The organism is Embleya sp. NPDC005971 (genome assembly GCF_040629175.1).
Classification (GTDB): Bacteria; Actinomycetota; Actinomycetes; order Streptomycetales; family Streptomycetaceae; genus Embleya.
Genome location: NZ_JBEXUX010000006.1, coordinates 142,677 through 156,060 on the forward strand (window position 1 = coordinate 142,677; position 13,384 = coordinate 156,060).

At 70.4% G+C, this 13,384-nt stretch carries 13 protein-coding genes; 6 read left to right on the top strand and 7 right to left on the bottom strand.

The genetic code is table 11. The features are described 5' to 3' along the window. Positions 1 to 31: 31 nt before the first annotated feature. The gene (locus ABZ374_RS08510) at positions 32 to 532 is read left to right on the top strand and encodes a general stress protein (RefSeq protein ID WP_360308171.1); all 501 of its coding nucleotides are present in this window, start codon (positions 32 to 34) and stop codon (positions 530 to 532) included. Positions 533 to 575: 43 nt separating this feature from the next. On the opposite strand, the gene corA is transcribed toward ABZ374_RS08510, so the two are convergent. Next, complete coding sequence (corA, locus tag ABZ374_RS08515) at positions 576 to 1,652, bottom strand: magnesium/cobalt transporter CorA (protein ID WP_360308174.1); 1,077 nt, start codon at positions 1,650 to 1,652, stop codon at positions 576 to 578. Positions 1,653 to 2,132: 480 nt separating this feature from the next. Between corA and ABZ374_RS08520 the strand changes: the two genes are divergently transcribed. Next, positions 2,133 to 2,741: a suppressor of fused domain protein gene (locus tag ABZ374_RS08520; RefSeq protein ID WP_360308176.1), complete on the top strand. Its 609-nt coding sequence runs from the start codon at positions 2,133 to 2,135 to the stop codon at positions 2,739 to 2,741. Between the two features lie 11 nt (positions 2,742 to 2,752). On the opposite strand, the gene hisS is transcribed toward ABZ374_RS08520, so the two are convergent. The 5 genes from hisS to ABZ374_RS08545 all read right to left on the bottom strand — a co-directional run bounded on the left by hisS (position 2,753) and on the right by ABZ374_RS08545 (position 10,489). Further along, positions 2,753 to 4,063, bottom strand: a complete 1,311-nt coding sequence (gene hisS, locus ABZ374_RS08525; RefSeq protein ID WP_360308179.1) for a histidine--tRNA ligase — start codon at positions 4,061 to 4,063, stop codon at positions 2,753 to 2,755. A 129-nt stretch (positions 4,064 to 4,192) separates the two neighbouring features. Beyond that, positions 4,193 to 4,621: a universal stress protein gene (locus ABZ374_RS08530; protein ID WP_360308182.1), complete on the bottom strand. Its 429-nt coding sequence runs from the start codon at positions 4,619 to 4,621 to the stop codon at positions 4,193 to 4,195. Between the two features lie 100 nt (positions 4,622 to 4,721). Then, complete coding sequence (locus tag ABZ374_RS08535) at positions 4,722 to 5,900, bottom strand: MFS transporter (protein WP_360308384.1); 1,179 nt, start codon at positions 5,898 to 5,900, stop codon at positions 4,722 to 4,724. Positions 5,901 to 8,610: 2,710 nt separating this feature from the next. After that, positions 8,611 to 9,096, bottom strand: a complete 486-nt coding sequence (locus tag ABZ374_RS08540) for an NUDIX domain-containing protein (RefSeq protein WP_360308185.1) — start codon at positions 9,094 to 9,096, stop codon at positions 8,611 to 8,613. Between the two features lie 37 nt (positions 9,097 to 9,133). Further along, positions 9,134 to 10,489 carry a tetratricopeptide repeat protein gene (locus tag ABZ374_RS08545; protein ID WP_360308188.1) on the bottom strand — a complete coding sequence of 452 codons (1,356 nt, stop codon included), beginning with the start codon at positions 10,487 to 10,489 and terminating at the stop codon, positions 9,134 to 9,136. Between the two features lie 154 nt (positions 10,490 to 10,643). Between ABZ374_RS08545 and ABZ374_RS08550 the strand changes: the two genes are divergently transcribed. From ABZ374_RS08550 to ABZ374_RS08560, 3 genes are read left to right on the top strand one after another with little or no spacing between them, the layout of a single operon-like run. Then, positions 10,644 to 10,826: a hypothetical protein gene (locus ABZ374_RS08550; RefSeq protein WP_360308191.1), complete on the top strand. Its 183-nt coding sequence runs from the start codon at positions 10,644 to 10,646 to the stop codon at positions 10,824 to 10,826. A 21-nt stretch (positions 10,827 to 10,847) separates the two neighbouring features. Continuing rightward, positions 10,848 to 11,123, top strand: coding sequence for a hypothetical protein (locus ABZ374_RS08555; RefSeq protein WP_360308194.1), 276 nt, complete (start codon positions 10,848 to 10,850; stop codon positions 11,121 to 11,123). 10 nt (positions 11,124 to 11,133) lie between these two features. Continuing rightward, positions 11,134 to 11,538 (top strand): hypothetical protein, encoded by a 405-nt coding sequence (locus tag ABZ374_RS08560; protein ID WP_360308197.1) that lies wholly within the window; start codon positions 11,134 to 11,136, stop codon positions 11,536 to 11,538. A 224-nt stretch (positions 11,539 to 11,762) separates the two neighbouring features. On the opposite strand, the gene ABZ374_RS08565 is transcribed toward ABZ374_RS08560, so the two are convergent. Beyond that, positions 11,763 to 12,851: an NYN domain-containing protein gene (locus ABZ374_RS08565; RefSeq protein WP_360308200.1), complete on the bottom strand. Its 1,089-nt coding sequence runs from the start codon at positions 12,849 to 12,851 to the stop codon at positions 11,763 to 11,765. A gap of 312 nt (positions 12,852 to 13,163) precedes the next feature. Between ABZ374_RS08565 and ABZ374_RS08570 the strand changes: the two genes are divergently transcribed. Beyond that, positions 13,164 to 13,328 carry a hypothetical protein gene (locus tag ABZ374_RS08570; protein WP_360308203.1) on the top strand — a complete coding sequence of 55 codons (165 nt, stop codon included), beginning with the start codon at positions 13,164 to 13,166 and terminating at the stop codon, positions 13,326 to 13,328. The last annotated feature ends 56 nt before the right edge of the window (positions 13,329 to 13,384 follow it).

Below are 13,384 nucleotides of genomic sequence, written 5' to 3' on the forward strand. Positions count from 1 at the left end.
CCACCCGGCATCCAGGCGAGGCGGCACACCCATGTTCGGTCAGCAGAATCTCCCTCCGGGCGCCGGCGGGCCCGGTCCCGACCTCGCCGACACCGGCCTGGTGATCGCGTCGTATCCGAACTACGCGGGGGCCCAGCGGGCGGTCGACTACCTGTCCGACCACGAGTTCCCGGTGCAGAACACCGCGATCGTCGGCGCCGACCTGCGGCTGGTCGAGAGTGTGCTCGGCCGGCTCACCGCGGGCAAGGCGGCGGCGTCCGGCGCCGCCAGTGGCGCCTGGTTCGGCCTGATGATCGGGCTGTTCCTGGGCATTTTCGCGGTCCGGGCGCACGGTTGGCTCTGGTTGGTGCTGATGGGTCTGGTCTGGGGCATCGCGGCGGGTGCCCTGTTCGGCTGGCTGGGCTACAAGGCGATGGGCGGGCGCCGGGACTTCGTCTCGACGAGCCAAATCGTCGCGGCGCGCTACGACGTGGTGGTTCGCACGGACCTGGCCGAGCGGGCCCGCAATCTGGTGGGCCGGCTCGACCTGTAGGACGCGTCCGGGTGGGTGATGGTCGCGGGCACGCGCTTCGTGCTCACAACCACCCGTTGCGGCGGAAGCCCCGGTGCATGAGCGTGCACACGACCACGATCACCGACAGCGTCATCGGGTAGCCGTACCGCCACTTCAGCTCCGGCATGTGCTCGAAGTTCATGCCGTACACGCCGGCCAGCATCGTGGGCACCGCGAAGATCGCCACCCAGGCGGAGATCTTGCGCATGTCCTCGTTCTGCGCGACGGTCACCTGCGCGAGATTGGCCTGCAGGATCGAGGTCAGCAACTCGTCGAACGAGGCCACCTGTTCGCCGACGCGGGACAGGTGGTCCTCGACGTCGCGGAAGTACTCGCGGATGTCCGGGTGCACCTGGCGCATCGGCCGTTCCGCCAGCGAGTGCAGCGGACGGGCCAACGGCGCGACGGCGCGCTTGAGTTCGAGCAACTCGCGCTTGAGCTGGTAGATCCGACCCGCGTCGCCCGCGCCGCCGCCGCCGAACACGTCGTTCTCGACCTCGTCGATGTCGTCCTGGATGAGCTGGGCGACGTCGAGGTAGGTGTCCACCACCCGGTCGGCCACCGCGTGCAGGACCGCCGAGGGCCCGGCGGCGAGCAGTTCGCCGCTGTCCTCCAGGCGACAGCGCAGGTCGGCGAGCGCGCCGTGCCGGCCGTGTCGCACGGTGACCACGAAGTCGTTGCCGAGGAAGACCATGATCTCGCCGGTCGCGACGATCTCGCTGGTCGCCGAGAGCTGCTCGTGCTCGACGTAGGTGACGGTCTTGAACACCGCGAACAGGGTGTCGTCGTAGCGCTCCAGCTTGGGCCGCTGGTGGGCGTGCACCGCGTCCTCGACGGCGAGCGGGTGCAGCCCGAACCGCTCGGCGATACCCGCGAGTTCGAGCGCGCTCGGCTCGTGCAGGCCGATCCAGACGAAGCCGCCGCCGGCGCGTACCTCGTGGATCGCCGAGTCGGGATGCGCGTAGCCGTCCAGGCGTCGGCCGTCGCGGTACACGGCGCAATCCACCACACAGTTCCCGGCGACCTGGGGCCTGGTCGACGGCAGCGGGGTGCGGCGGAGCGGACGGACTGCGGCACGGAGGTCGCGGATCATCGACATGACGGGGCTCCTGCACTGACCGGCACGCGCCGACGCCACAGCGCCGCGGCGGGCAGGCCGCGGGGTGCGTCGACACGTGCAAGCGGAACGAATCACCGAAAGAACGGCAAAAGATCCTGACGCCCCGTCACGGAGGAAATTCGGAGATCGGGTACCGGACCGCGAAGCGGTGCTCGGAACCCGGCGAACGTCTCGGAAACCCTCAGAAAGGGCGGGGCGTGCGACTGGATCGGGGAAGATCGGGTGAGCCGCCGGTACTGCACGGTGTGCTGGTATGCACCACGATCACCTCCCACGGCCGGTCCCCGCTGGGGGAAAGCCTTCGCTCGTCGACCGGCTGGTCGGGGCGAGGGCGAGTCCGTCATCCGATGGCGCGCGAGGATGTCCACATCCGGCGGGCCGACTATGCAGAGTACACCAGAGAGCCGACTGCAATGGCCGGTATACGAAAGCCTGCTGACGGCGAATTAGCATGCGGGCATGTTCGACTTCACGCCGGGACCCGAGCCGGTCGACCCCACTTCGCAGGTCGAGGCACATCTGACGGCCGCGTTCGGCGATCCGACCGGCCGGGCCGGCGTCACCTTCGTCGGCGCCGATCGCATCGAGGTGTTGCGCTTCGGGCCGGACGCCGGCGGCGTGGTGCGCTACGCGACGCTGGGCATGTCCCGGGCCCCGATGGCCGATCCGGCGGCGATGCTGGCCGACCCGATCGCGGGCCCGCGGGCGGAGTTGCTGCTCTCGGTGCGCGGCGGGCACGACTCGGTGTTGCGACCGTTGGCCGTGCTGGGCGCGACCCCGCAGGTGGAGGGCCTGGTGATCGCGCCCGGCGCCTCGCTCGACCTGGGCGGGCCGCTGTGGGAGGGCGCCGCCTTCCACGCGGTGTTGGTCGCCGAACCCGGCGGTCTGCTCGCCGACCTGCCGCTGCCGGATCCCGCCGACCCGGTCCGCTTCTTCCCGCTGCTCCCGATGACGCCCGCCGAGGCCGCCTGGAAGCGGGCGCAGGGCGCGGAGGCGCTCCAGGAGAAGTGGCTCCGGCACGGCACCGACCTGCGCGATCCGAACCGCCGCGCGGTGCCGCTGGGTTGACGCGCCGCCGGCTATTCGCCGAAGAAGTCCGCGACTCGCTCCGGCGGGTGGGTGGTCTGGGCGCCCGAGGTCAGGTCTCGGACGATCACCCGGCCGGCCGCCTGTTCGGCCGGGCCGTGGATCAGGCAGAAGCGGGCGCCCTGGTCGGCGGCCCACTTCAATTGGCGGGCGAGTTTGCCGCTGGAGCCCAGGTAGACGCCGGTACGCAGGCCGGTGCGGCGGATGGCCGCGGCCATCCGGAACGCGTCGGTGTGGTCGTCGCCGAGTGCGGTCACCGCGACGTCCAGCGTGGGCGCGGCCGGCTCGTTCGCGGCCGGCAGCAGCGGGAGGATGCGCTCGATGCCCAACGACCCGCCGCACGCCGGGGTCTGCGCGCCGGCGGACATGCCGGCGATCAGGCCGTCGTACCGGCCGCCCGAGGCGATCGATCCGGGCACGTTTGGCGCGGTCACCTCGTAGATGACGCCCGTGTAGTAGTCGAGTCCGCGCACCAGGTTCGGCGCGAAGCCGATGCGCCGCGACGGGACGGTGTCGGACAGCAGGTCGAGCAGGCGGTCGACCTCGGCCAGGCCCGCCTGTCCGATCGTGCTGTGCGTCAATTCCTTGCGGACGCGGGCGACGGCGTCGGACGCGGTGAGATCGGCGACCAGGTTGCTCGCGGTCGACGCGGGAAGGGCGCCGCGACCCTGGGACAGTTCCGCCACGACCGCTTCGGGGCGGAGCTTGTCCAGCTTGTCCAGCGTGATCAGTACGCTGCCACCGGCCTCGGCCGGCACCCCGTAGACCTCCAGTAGGCCGATCAGCACCTTGCGCGAGTTGACCAGGAACCGGAACTCGGGGACGCCCAACGTCTCCAGCGCCTGGTACAGGGCCGACACGACCTCGGCGTCGGCCAACGGGGAGGCCGACCCGACGATGTCCAGGTCGCACTGCACGAACTCGCGGAACCGGCCCTTGCCCGGCCGGTCGGCGCGCCACACCGGGGCGAGCGCGTAGCGCTTGTAGGGCCGGGGGAGTCGGCTCCCGTGGCTCGCCACGACCCGCGCGAGCGGGACCGTGTGGTCGTAGCGCAGCGCCAGGTCCGCTTCGCCGGTCGCCTCGTGCTCGCCGCGCCGGAGGATCTTGAAGACGAGCTTGTCGCCCTCGTCCCCGTACTTGCCGGTCAGCACCTCCAGCCGCTCGAACGCGGGAGTGTGCAGGGGCTGGAAGCCGTAGCGGCCGAAGACGTCGCGGACGGTGGCGAACGCCCGTTCCCGGGCTGCGGATTCCGCGGCGAGGAAGTCCCTGGTGCCGGACGGCGGAAGGAAGCTGTCGGTTGCCATGCGGGGCAGGATCGCGCACGCCGGCGCGAGTCCGCACGCGATTTCGGCGCCAGCCGGGATGCCGCCGGCCCCGGCATCCGCACTCGGGGTGTGCGGGTGTCGGGGCCGGCGGGACGGAGGATCAGGGGATCAAGGGATCAGCAGCACCGGGCAGGTGGCGCGGTGGGCGACCGAGTCGCTGACGCTCCCCAGGAACAGGCTGGCCACGCCGCCGTGCCGGCGGGCGCCCAGGACGACGAGGTCGGCGTCGAAGGCGCGGGCCTGGTCCAGGACCGCGTTGGGCACGTCGCCGCGCACGGTCTCCTCGGTCCAGCCCTCGACGTTGCTCACGCCGGCCGCCTTGAGCGTGGCGACGGCGTCGGTGACCACCTTGGCCGCAGCGTCGGCGGTCTCGTCCTCGACGACACCGCCCATGCCGCCGCCGTCCACCACGTCCAGGGTCTGCACGTGCAGGACCCGGACGGCGGCTCCGCCGGCGACGGCCAGTCGAGCGGTGTGCGCCAGGACTTCGTCGGCTTCGGGAGTGGAGTCCACCGCGACCAGGATCCGCTGGTACATGTCGTGCACTTCCTTTTCCGCAGGTTTTGCAGTTGGTTCCGATGGTTATCGAACTATTGGTTCCGATGGTTATCGAACTATTTGTACTCGCTCGACCGAGTCAGGCCGCGGCCGGGATCGCCGGGGCACGGCCTGCCGCCGTCGGGGCGTCGTGCCGGTCGACCACGGCGAGCGTGCGGCGCGCGCCGAACAGCACGCCGGCGGCGATCAGGCAGGTCACGGTCGCGACCAGGAACGGCACGTGCACGTTGAAGTGCTCCTCCAACTTGGGCGCCAGGAACGGCGCCGCCGCGGCGGCGAACCAGCGCACGAAGTTGTACCCCGCGCTCGCCACGGGTCGCGGCGAGTCCGAGACTTCGAGCGCCATCTCGGTGAACACGGTGTTATTGATACCGATGAAGGCTCCCGAAACGATGACACCGGTCACAATGACGGCCTTCGACCCGAAGGCGATCACCCCGAGGTCGGCGGCGAACAGGACCAGACTCGCGGCCGCCACGTTCGCGGAGCCGAACCGGGCCTGGAGCCGAGGGGCGACCAGGACCGAGCACACGGCGAGCAGCACGCCCCAGCCGAAGAACACCGCGCCGCTGCGGTAGGGGCTCATGTTCAGCACGAACGGGGTGAACGCGAGCACGGTGAAGAAGCCGTAGTTGTAGAAGAAGGCGCCTGCGGCGGTGGTCGCCAGGCCCTTGTGGCCGAGGGCCTTCAGCGGGTCCAACAGGCCGATCCTGCGGGTGGGCCTGGGTTGTTCCTTGAGCAGCGCGACGATCAGCGCGAAGCCGATCGCCATCAGCGCGGCCGTGCCGTAGAACGGGTAGCGCCAACTGGCGTCGCCGAGCACCGCGCCCAGCAGCGGACCACAGGCCATGCCCAGGCCCAGCGCCGATTCGTAGAGCAGGATCGCGGCCGACGAACCGCCGCTCGCGGCACCGACGATCACGGCGAGCGAGGTGGACACGAACAGCGCGTTGCCCAGACCCCAGCCGGCCCGGAAGCCGACCAGCTCGCCGACGGATCCCGAGGTGCCGGCGAGCCCGGCGAAGAGCACGACCAGGGCGAGGCCGAGCAGGAGCGTGCGCCGGCCGCCGATCCGACTGGAGACGAAGCCGGTGACCAGCATGGCCACGGCGGTGATCAGGAAGTAGCTGGTGAACAACAGCGACACCTGACTCGGCGACGCGTCCAGCCCCTTGGCGATCGAGGGCAGGATCGGATCGACGAGACCGATCCCCATGAACGCGACCACGGCCGCGAGCGCGGTGGCCCACACGGCCATCGGCTGCTTCAGAATGCCGCCCTGCTGGGGGACGTGCTCGGCCCGGGTGTTGCCCCTGGTCTGCCCGCCGTCGGAATCGGACCGCATGCGAGACCTCCGCACTTCAATTCACTTCACTTCACGCGACGCGCACGATTTGTGTGCGGCGTTGTTGTTAGCTTCGCTAATAAATGTAGCCTACATCTATTGGCGGGACAAGATGTGCTCACACCCGAAGCGGGCGGGCGGCGGGCGGCGCGGCCTGGGCCGGCGGGGAGCGACGGGTGGGCGGCTTGGTTGGGTGCGCTGGGGGCTTTCCCGGGGGTGGGTCGGGTGTTCACAGGCGGCGGTTGCGCCTCGGTGGGCAGCGGGTGGCTCAGTGCTAAACGGTCGGCGTGGATTGGTGGAGGTGGGCCCGGTCCCACGGTCGCCGGTGGCCGGGAGCCTTGGGCTCTCCGGCGAGAGGTGGGTGTTGCTCGGCGGGAAAGGCGCCGGCAACGACGGAGCCGGAGGGGCGGTCCGGTGAGGTTCGCCGGGGAGCCTTTCCGGGTGGGTCGGGCCGTTGCGGCCGGCGGTCGCGCTTTGGTGGGCGGCGGGTGGCTCAGTGCTAAACGGTCGGCGTGGGTTGGTGGAGGTGGGCCCGGTCCCACGGTCGCCGGCGGTCAGGAGCCCTGGACTCCCCGGCGAGACGCGGGCGTTGCCTGCGGGGAAAGGCGCTGGCAACGGCGCGGAGAGAGGGCGGTCCGGTGAGGTTCGCCGGGGAGCCTTTCCGGGTGGGTCGGGCCGTTGCGGCCGGCGGTCGCGCTTTGGTGGGCGGCGGGTGGCTCAGTGCTAAACGGTCGGCGTGGATTGGTGGAGGTGGGCCCGGTCCCACGGTCGCCGGTGGCCGGGAGCCTTGGGCTCTCCGGCGAGAGGTGGGTGTTGCTCGCCGGAAAGGCGCCGGCAACGGCGGAGCCGGAGGGGCGGCCCGGTCAGGTCCGCCGGGGAACCTTCCCGAGTGGGCCGGGCCGTTGCGCCTGGCGGTCGCGTCTTGGTCGGCGGCGGGTGGCTCAGGGCTAAACGGTCGGCGTGGACCGGTGGAGATCGGCCCGGTCCCACGGTCACCGGTGGCCAGGGGCCCTGGGTTCCCCGGCGGACGCGGGTGTTGCTTGCCGGAAAGGCGCTGGCAACGGCGCGGAGAGAGGGCGGCCCGGTCAGGTTCGCCGGGGAGCCTTTCCGAGTGGGTCGGGCCGTTTCGGCGGGCGTTTCGGGGTGTGTGCGGGTGGAAGGGTTGCTGGTGGATTGGGCGGGTCTCGATCCGGATGGCGGGACGCCTTCGGGTCCGCTGTTTTGCGCTGACCTGCGGTTTTGTGGGACCGGCCGGCGGGAGTGGGGCCCGGGGCCGGTTTGTGTACTCAGGCGGCGGATTTCGCGTGGGGCATGGCTCTCGGTGGGCGTTTCGGGTCGGAGCCGCCGGGCGGAAGGCCGTCCGCGAGCCCGGAAAGTCACGACCCGGATCCCGAGACGGCTTTCCGCACCCGGGGTTCCGCTGACCTGCGGTTTTGTGGGACCGAGCGGCGAGAGCGCGTGCCGAGGGCCGGGTTGCGCACCCCGGCGACCGAAACCGCCCACTGCCGGCCCGCTTTTCTCTCCTCTCCCGCCACCGCCCACCCACCGCCCGCCGAAACGGCCCGACCCACTCGGGAAGGCTCCCCGGCGAACCTCGCCGGGCCGCCCTCTCTCCGCGCCGTTGCCAGCGCTTTTCCCGGCGAGCAACACCCGTGTCTCGCCGGGAGACTCAGGGCTCCTGACCGCCGGTGACGGTGGGACCGGGCTGATCTCCACCGGCCCACGCCGACCGTTTAGCACAAGGCCACCCGCGCCCAGCCCCACCAGGACGCGACCGCCGGCCGCAACGGCCCGACCCACTCGGGAAGGCTCCCCGGCGGACCTTGCCGGGCCGCCCTCTCTCCGCGCCGTTGCCAGCGCCTTTCCAGCCGAGCAACGCCCGCGTCTCGCCGGGGCATCCAGGGCTCCCGGCCGCCGGTGACCGTGGGACCGGGCTGATCTCCGCCGGCCCACGCCGACCGTTTAGCACAAGGCCACCCGCGCCCAGCCTGACCAGGACGTGACCGCCGGCTGCGAACGCCCGACCCACTCGGAAGCGCTCCCCGGCGGACCCGACGAAAGCACCCACCCGCTCCGCCGTTGCCAGCGCCTTTCCCGCCGAGCAACACCCACGTCTCGCCGGGGAACCCAGGGCTCCCGGCCACCGGTGACCGTGGGACCGGGTCGATCTCCGCCGGTCCACGTCGACCGTTTAGCCCTGAGCCACCCGCTGCCGACCAAGACGCGACCGCCGGCCGCAACGGCCCGGCCCACCCGGGAAGGTTCCCCGGCGGACCTCACCGGGCTCCCCTCCCGCTCCGCCGTTGCCAGCGCCTTTCCCGCCAAGCAACACCCACCTCTCGCCGGGAAACCCAGGGCTCCTGACCGGCGGTGACCGTGGGACTGGGCCGATCTCCACCACCCACGCCGACCGTTTAGCACAAAGCCACCCGCCGCCGACCAAAGCGCGACCGCCGGCCGCAAACGCCCGACCCACGGCAAGGCCCCCGGCGAACCCAACCGAGCCGTCCATCCGCCGTGGGCCGAGCGAGCGAGCGCACAGCACGTCGTGCGGTCGCCCGATCGGACGGTCGGACTCGCGCACGCGCGCCGTCCGACCATCCGCGTGCGAGCCGAGTCGGCTCTACGCCTCGCCCCATCCGTCGATGGCCACCTCGGGGCGCTCACCCGCGAGGTACCGCTCCAACGCGTGCAGGGTCGACGGAACGAAGTCGGTCGGAAGGTCGTCGGTGTTGACCCAGGCCACGGCCGAGTGCTTGCCGGGCTCGGCGTTGATCGGTTCGCCGTCCCATTCCTCCGCAGCGAAGACCAGGACGACGAACCCCTCCGGCGCTTCCGGGCTGTCCGCGCTGTGCGTCACATGGGCAAGGCGCAACGCCTGCGGCTTGACCTCCAGCCCCGTCTCTTCACGGAGTTCGCGAACTGCCGTGTGCGTGATGGGTTCCCCAGGCGCTCCCTTGCCGCTGGGCAGACTCCACATCCCGGGCGCGAACGCCTTTTTGCTGCCCCGACGCAGGAGTACGACTCGCTTGTTCGTCCGATCGTGCACGATGACCGAAACGGCGAGCATGACCATCAGATGCGGCTCTCGGCGGAACTCGTCGGGCACGCGCGCCTCCTTCCTCGTGGCGTCGGCGTCGAGCCGATCACGTGGCGAGCAGACCCCGCGCACGTTCGTCGAGGTTGGCCGCGCCCGGAACTCGTCGCCGCTTATAGGTCGTGAGGGTACGCCGCATGGCCGCGACCGCTTCGCGATGCCGTGATGATGCGACGCCACCGAGGTGGTCCATCGCCTCGCCCCATGTGGCGACGGCCTCATCGGCGCGGACCTGCGAGGCGAGCGATACCCCGAGATCGACGAAGGTGAGGGCGTGAATGCGGCGGAAAGCGGCTGGGTCGCGCTCGGACAGGGCGGCTCGGTAGTGCCGTTCCGTGTTGCGGTGATCACCGAGGTCCCTGAGGGTCCTCGCAGTTTGACTGGCCACAGTGCCCGAAGCCGGACCGGTTGCCGTGGCGTAGGACGGAGTCGGCTCGTCTGTGCGGGCCACGGCATCGGCCGCGAGAAGGAGTGCCCGCGCGGCCTCGGCGGGTCGGCCGGAGGCCGCACAGGCACGCGCGCGCGTTACGTACAAGACGGCTTCCATGCCTCCGCCGACGCGCCCCGATGCCCGCCGCAGTGCCTCGTTCGTCAGGTCCATGCAGTGATCGGCGTGCTTGAGATGAAGCGCTTGATGCGCCAGTACGCGCAGCATCCACGCACTGTGTCCGAACGGGTCCGCCTCATGGGCGAGCTGATAGGCAGTGAGGTAGTAGCGTTGCGCGGCTCCCTCGCTTCCAAGGTCGTGAAATTTCCAGCCCGCGAGATAGGCGAGTTCGGCCACCGCTCCGAAGGCGTCGCGTCGCACGACCTCGGAGGGGAACCGTCCGGACAACAGCGGGGCGGCGGTATCGGCGAGGTAGGCCGTCACCGTGGTCAGGCCATGGCCTCCGCCGTGACGTTCGTCTGCGGCGCCGAGTGCAGCGGTGACGCGCCGGATGGTGGCGACCTCCTCGGCGCCGATCGCGGTGCCCGGTCTGCGGGCCCGCAGCATGCGCGACACGGCATCGTGGTCGTAGGACAGCGCCGCGCCGATCGATGCGACCGTGAACGCCGCCACGCCGAGGAAACGGTCCCGCCGCATCCCGGCCCGGCCGAGATCTGCGGCGGCCGTGATCGGATCGACCATGAGCGGGTGTGAGTCCTCGGCCCGCGCAAGTCCGATCTCGATCAGGGTGACCGTCCGACCGATGCGTCTGGACAGCGCTTCCGCAAGGTATCGCCGAGTTCGGTTGCCCGGCTGCACACCGGATGTCCAATGCGCAATGGCCGACTTGTTGGTGTGTAGAACTTCGCCGTTCTCGGCCGCAATCGCCCGCACTGCACGAGCGAGCCGGTCGTATGTCCAGCCCGATTGGGCGATCACGTCCACAAGGGCCGTGTTCGGTGTACGTGCGTTCGCCATGGCTCCCGGATTCTGGGCTTAAACCCGTTAAACCGCGTGCGATCCCCATCGCGGTACCGACCGAGAGTGAAACTCGGTTGACTGATTGTCACGCCGTCGACGGGCGCGGGGCAGGCCGAACGTGAGATCAGTACCTCATCGTCAGGAGAGATCCATGGGTGTGCGCGAGGGCGAGAGCCGGATGAACATGAGCGTCTACCGTCTCTACCCCAACGGTGAACGCGAGGACATCAAGCCTCGCGAAGACTTCGAACTGGGTGACGCTTCAAGGTTGTTGCCACGACTGCGGAACGGCGAGCAGAGCGAGTCGCCGATGTCGCGGCCAAAGCCGTACTGACAACAACCGGAGGTAACCGGCATGTTCACGACCGATACCGCAAGCCCGGCTGCCGCGACCGGCGCGGTGGACCGGAATTTGGTTCGGATCGCGCGATGGGGAGCGCGGCATTACGGCAAGTCGTTTCGCGATCCGTATCGGGGAACCGTCGGCCGACTTCGCGAAGTCGAGGGCCTCCTGGCCGTGTTGCGGACCCGGCATGGGCTGGAAGTCGCCTGCCCGGTGCGGCACTTGGTGGATGCCGCCACCGGTGACGCGGCCCGCACGGTGTTGACCCCACACAGCAAGGGCGGGTGACTCCGTGCGCATGGAGGAGACCACCGATGCAGACAGGATGGCCGGGCGGATCCTGGCATATCGCTACCTCGGGGCACTGGTACACGAGGACGTTGGTGGCCCCACCGGGCGCGAAGGCGAACTGACCGCCGTCGACGGTCGACAGGCATGGGTACGAACCCGAAGCGGCATCGAATTCGTCGTACCGGTACGCAGGTTGGTGATCGACGCGTTGCCCGCGCCACGTCCGGGACAACCGGTGCGCCGCCGCGACACCGAGGACATGGTCGGCATCTACTTGTGCGCCCTTCCCGGACCGGACGGCCCGAGCGCGGTCGTACAGCGTTGCGGCGGCACACCGACACGGGTCGGCCATCCGGACGACCTGGTGCCCGACTATCCCACAGGCCCCATCACCTGGCCGCCTCCCCCATGACTGGCACACCGCCTCCGGGTACGGCGCCACAAGCTCCGAATTTCCCGCAGGCGCCACCCTGGCCGCCTCCCTGACGGGGGCTGGGGCGGCACCCCCGGGTCGGCACCCGCACGATCAACCCGGCTCGCGTCACTCCCACGGCCGGCGAATCACCTGGCCCGCCGGGGGTCTGTCTTTCCCTCCGTGACACCCGGTCCGCGCCGCATGCCCTGGTCGGAGCTCCTTCAGCCCTCCGTCAGTTCCGTGCCCGGGAGGCCGAATTCCTGGTTGAGGCGGTCCCAGAAGCCGTTGCGCAGAGCCCGGCGCAGGTCCTCGTGCGGGCGGAGCGAATATTGCAGCACGCTCTCCGCGTCGACGAGCAGGCCTCGGTCGATCGCCTGCGGCAACATCGGTCCCGGCATCAGGTCGGCCAGGTTCTCCCGGCCGCGTACCACCAGCCAGCGCTTGGCGATCTCCTGGCCGATCCGCCAGGCCTGGTCGGCGGTGGGCGGGCCGCCGGGCTGGAGGGTGATCGCGCCGGCGTGCGAGGGCGGCAACATCACCGGCGTCACGCAGGTCTCGCAGAATTCGCGGTGCAACATCCGGGTGACGTCGGCCTCCCAGACCAGCGGGTCGGCCTGGTTGGTGCCGTAGGCCGGCTCCACGCCCCACAGGTGCACCCGCACGCCGTAGGACTGGGCCGCCTCGACCGCCGAGACCAGGTCCTCGTCGCCGCTGATCACGACCGCGTCGTCGATCGCGTGGTTGCGCGCCAGGGATTCGAGGTCGCTGCGGATCAGCGAGTCGACGCCCTTCTGCTGGTTGTGCGCGTTGAGGTTGCCGAGCCGGACCTTGACGTCGGGCAGTTCGGCGATCTGGCGCTGCTCGACGGTGTGCACCCGCTCGCGTGCGCCGTCGTACCAGTACACCCGCAGCAGTCGACCCTCCGGGAAGACCCGGCGCGCCTCGTCGATCAGGCCGGTGATCAGCTGTTCGGCGTCCACCCGGAAGGCCCGGCGCTCGGCCGAACCGGCGACCAGCAGGCCCATCGCCGCGTAGACGTAGCCGACGTCGACGAACAGCGCGTGGGTGCCGAAGTGCAGGGGCGGTGAGACGGACTGGACCAGTACGGCCGGTCGGGTGAACGACTCCGTCAGGTCGGGCAGCACTCCGGGTGTGTCTTCGAAGCCCGCGACGGGGTGGTCCTCCAGCGGGCCGCCCTGCTCGGCGCCGAGGCCCTCGCCGGATTCGTGCACCACGGCACCGAAGGCGGCCGTCGCGCCCGTCCGGACGTCGTCCTCTCCCGGATCGTGCAAAGTCTCTCGTCCTCCCATGGCGGCTGCGCGTTCGGCGCCGGGTCGATGTGTTCCGACCGGCATTGTCCTATGCCGGTCGCCGTCGCGTCCTCGCTTGCCTTGCGCGCGATGTCGCGTCTTGCGTCACGTGTAAGCAGAGGAAAGTCAGGAAAGGAACATTTCAGTCACGGGAATGCTATCGGTGTGACTGCTGTTGTTCAGGACGGTGCCGGTTGTGACCCATGCCGGGTCAGGCTGATCCGTACGGATCCCGGTGCCCAATCCTTGTAGACGGGGTCGTGGCATTTTGCGGCCCCGTACGACTTCGGACCGGAGGGAAGGGAGACGCGTATGCGTTACCGAATCACCAACCTCAGCCGAGCCCAGGAAATGACCGGGTCCAACCCGGTCAACTGCGCCGTCGACATCGACACCGTGCAGGCCGCCCTGAAACGCGCCGAAGCGTTCGGCGAGCGCCTGTACATCCGTCCCGTCAAGGTGACGGACGCCGGCTGATCTGCGAATGCATCGAGGGCGCTTCCCCGTTTGGGGGAAGCGCCCTCGTCATGTCC

Coding starts and splice junctions, on each gene's coding strand:
- ABZ374_RS08510 (WP_360308171.1), top strand. CDS start 32: ATGTTCGGTCAGCAGAATCTCCCTCCGGGCGCCGGCGGGCCCGGTCCC.
- corA (WP_360308174.1), bottom strand. CDS start 1,652: ATGTCGATGATCCGCGACCTCCGTGCCGCAGTCCGTCCGCTCCGCCGC.
- ABZ374_RS08520 (WP_360308176.1), top strand. CDS start 2,133: ATGTTCGACTTCACGCCGGGACCCGAGCCGGTCGACCCCACTTCGCAG.
- hisS (WP_360308179.1), bottom strand. CDS start 4,063: ATGGCAACCGACAGCTTCCTTCCGCCGTCCGGCACCAGGGACTTCCTC.
- ABZ374_RS08530 (WP_360308182.1), bottom strand. CDS start 4,621: ATGTACCAGCGGATCCTGGTCGCGGTGGACTCCACTCCCGAAGCCGAC.
- ABZ374_RS08535 (WP_360308384.1), bottom strand. CDS start 5,900: ATGGCCGTGTGGGCCACCGCGCTCGCGGCCGTGGTCGCGTTCATGGGG.
- ABZ374_RS08545 (WP_360308188.1), bottom strand. CDS start 10,489: ATGGCGAACGCACGTACACCGAACACGGCCCTTGTGGACGTGATCGCC.
- ABZ374_RS08550 (WP_360308191.1), top strand. CDS start 10,644: ATGGGTGTGCGCGAGGGCGAGAGCCGGATGAACATGAGCGTCTACCGT.
- ABZ374_RS08555 (WP_360308194.1), top strand. CDS start 10,848: ATGTTCACGACCGATACCGCAAGCCCGGCTGCCGCGACCGGCGCGGTG.
- ABZ374_RS08560 (WP_360308197.1), top strand. CDS start 11,134: ATGGAGGAGACCACCGATGCAGACAGGATGGCCGGGCGGATCCTGGCA.
- ABZ374_RS08565 (WP_360308200.1), bottom strand. CDS start 12,851: ATGGGAGGACGAGAGACTTTGCACGATCCGGGAGAGGACGACGTCCGG.
- ABZ374_RS08570 (WP_360308203.1), top strand. CDS start 13,164: ATGCGTTACCGAATCACCAACCTCAGCCGAGCCCAGGAAATGACCGGG.